Raw genomic sequence first — 2,098 nt, 5'->3', positions numbered from 1 at the left:
TGTGCTAACTTAATTTTAACAGAAGAGGTCCTTATTTTTTATTGAAAAAATGAAAAACAGCCCATGAAATTTCATTCCAAAATTTCATGGGCTGTTTCCATTTTAGAGGGGGTTTTGTCCCAGCCACCTCCTCCCTAATTCAACATCCGATCGGGCAGTTTATGGTACATATCAAAAATTTCTTCAGCCGTTTCTTTGATAATGTCTTCATCACCTTGATCAATGGCGCTGTCCAATTTCGCATAAATCAATAATAAAATGCTTTTCGCTTCCACTTCGTCCATATATTGAATCTTCTGTTTAACAAATTGAATCCGATTCAATGTAGCCACCCCTCTTTTTCTATACAATTGCAATTATACTAAATGAATAAAAAAATTTGCCATGATTGAACCAATTTCATTGAAAGAATTGTCACAATTAAGAATAACACAAGTTTCATAGAATACAAAAAATAGGCTGCCATGAAGAACTTTCAAGGCAGCCTTTAATTCTTAAGCGTTTAAATCCACTATTATTCTACCTTTTGCTTGTCCTTTCAAGAGAATAGGAAAAGCATCAGGCAACTCTTCCAACGTCACTATTTTATTAATAAAATCTTCCAAATTATTTGGCTTGTACTCCGAAGCCAAACGGTTCCAAACTTCTTTTCTTGTTTCATAATTGCAATATGCGGAATCTATACCGAGTAGATCGACACCCCGTAATATAAATGGATACACCGTTGTCGGCAAGCTTGTCCCTCCTGTCAATCCACTTACGGCCACCTGTCCGCCCAGCTTAATTTGGCTCAAAATGGATGCAAGGGATTCCCCGCCAACAGGATCCACCGCCGCAATCCATCGTTGTTTCGCCAAAGACTTCGGTCTTCCCGCACTGACCACTTCTTCCCTGGAAATCACCGAATTGGCTCCAAGACTTTTAAGAAATTCATGTTCCGATTCTTTTCCGGTACTTGCTTCGACATCATATCCCAGTTTTGATAAAATCGCCACGGCAAAGCTGCCTACGCCGCCTGTTGCCCCCGTTACGAGCACTTTACCTTGGTCAGGTTTCAACCCGTTTTGTTCAAGCCGATAAATGGATAAGGCTGCAGTGAATCCTGCCGTTCCAATCACCATGGATTCTTTTAAGGAAAGCCCTTTCGGAAGCGGCACAATCCAATCGGCTGGAATCCGCGCATACTCGCTATAACCCCCAAAGTGGGAAACGCCGATTTCATAACTTGTTGCAATCACTTCATCGCCTTCCTGAAAACGCGGATCTTCCGATGCAACGACGACGCCGGCCAAATCGATTCCCGGCACAAAAGGATAATTTCTTACAATATTTCCGTTCGGAATGCTTGCAAGACTGTCTTTATAGTTTACACCGGAATAATGAACACGTATCAATACTTCCCCTTTTGGCAAATCGTCAAATGACAATTGCCGAAGTTCAATGGCAACATCTTCGCCTTGTTTATCAACGACTAATGCTTTAAATTGTGACATCTCCATTTCCCCTTTCTGCATCCTATTTTACATAATTTATTCCAACATTACCTGTAATATGAGAAATTTTCATTTAAAACGGCTTGGCAGAATGGGTGGATCCATCCGCTTCATAGAGAAATTATTTATTGAATAAATAAAGCGAAACGATCAGCAACAGAATCGAAATCATTTTCGTGCCGGTGATTGGATATCTTTCTCCTCCAAACAAGCCAAAATGATCAATGATGGCCCCCACGGCGATTTGCCCCAATACGACTGCCATCAATGTGGATGTCACACCGATTTTATTGACTGAAAAGATTAGAATGGATACATAAATGGCCCCTAAAATCCCGCCGATCAACTGCCATTTTGGCACTTCTGTGACGGCCAAAATATTTCCTTTCCCGAAAAAGATGGTAAAGAAGAACAGCACCAATGTTCCGATCAGAAAAGAAATAAAGGAACCTTCTATCAAACCGATTTTTTGGCCCAATCCCAATGTCATCAACTTAACGTTACATTTAATGGAAAATAATATTTAATTTAACTTTTATAAAATTAGGTAATAAGCCTCTTGTAATTTTAAAAAGTCCACCAAAATCGTTTTAGAATCCAATTTT

General features: G+C 39.7%; 3 protein-coding genes. All 3 read right to left on the bottom strand.

The genetic code is table 11. The annotated features are described in order from the left end of the window. Positions 1 to 134: 134 nt before the first annotated feature. Positions 135 to 323 carry a hypothetical protein gene (locus ACFPOH_RS11175; protein ID WP_342469048.1) on the bottom strand — a complete coding sequence of 63 codons (189 nt, stop codon included), beginning with the start codon at positions 321 to 323 and terminating at the stop codon, positions 135 to 137. 171 nt (positions 324 to 494) lie between these two features. Further along, positions 495 to 1,499 carry an acrylyl-CoA reductase family protein gene (locus ACFPOH_RS11170; protein ID WP_342469047.1) on the bottom strand — a complete coding sequence of 335 codons (1,005 nt, stop codon included), beginning with the start codon at positions 1,497 to 1,499 and terminating at the stop codon, positions 495 to 497. Between the two features lie 115 nt (positions 1,500 to 1,614). Then, positions 1,615 to 1,983: a DMT family transporter gene (locus ACFPOH_RS11165; RefSeq protein WP_390309671.1), complete on the bottom strand. Its 369-nt coding sequence runs from the start codon at positions 1,981 to 1,983 to the stop codon at positions 1,615 to 1,617. Positions 1,984 to 2,098 lie beyond the last annotated feature (115 nt).

Origin of the sequence: Ureibacillus suwonensis (assembly GCF_042655065.1) — a bacterium.
Taxonomy (GTDB): Bacteria; Bacillota; Bacilli; order Bacillales_A; family Planococcaceae; genus Ureibacillus; species Ureibacillus suwonensis.
This window is presented reverse-complemented; position numbering and strand designations above follow the sequence as displayed.

Excerpts from the sequence above, each read along its gene's own strand:
- ACFPOH_RS11165 (WP_390309671.1), bottom strand. The coding sequence starts at position 1,983 with ATGACATTGGGATTGGGCCAAAAAATCGGTTTGATAGAAGGTTCCTTT.
- ACFPOH_RS11170 (WP_342469047.1), bottom strand. The coding sequence starts at position 1,499 with ATGGAGATGTCACAATTTAAAGCATTAGTCGTTGATAAACAAGGCGAA.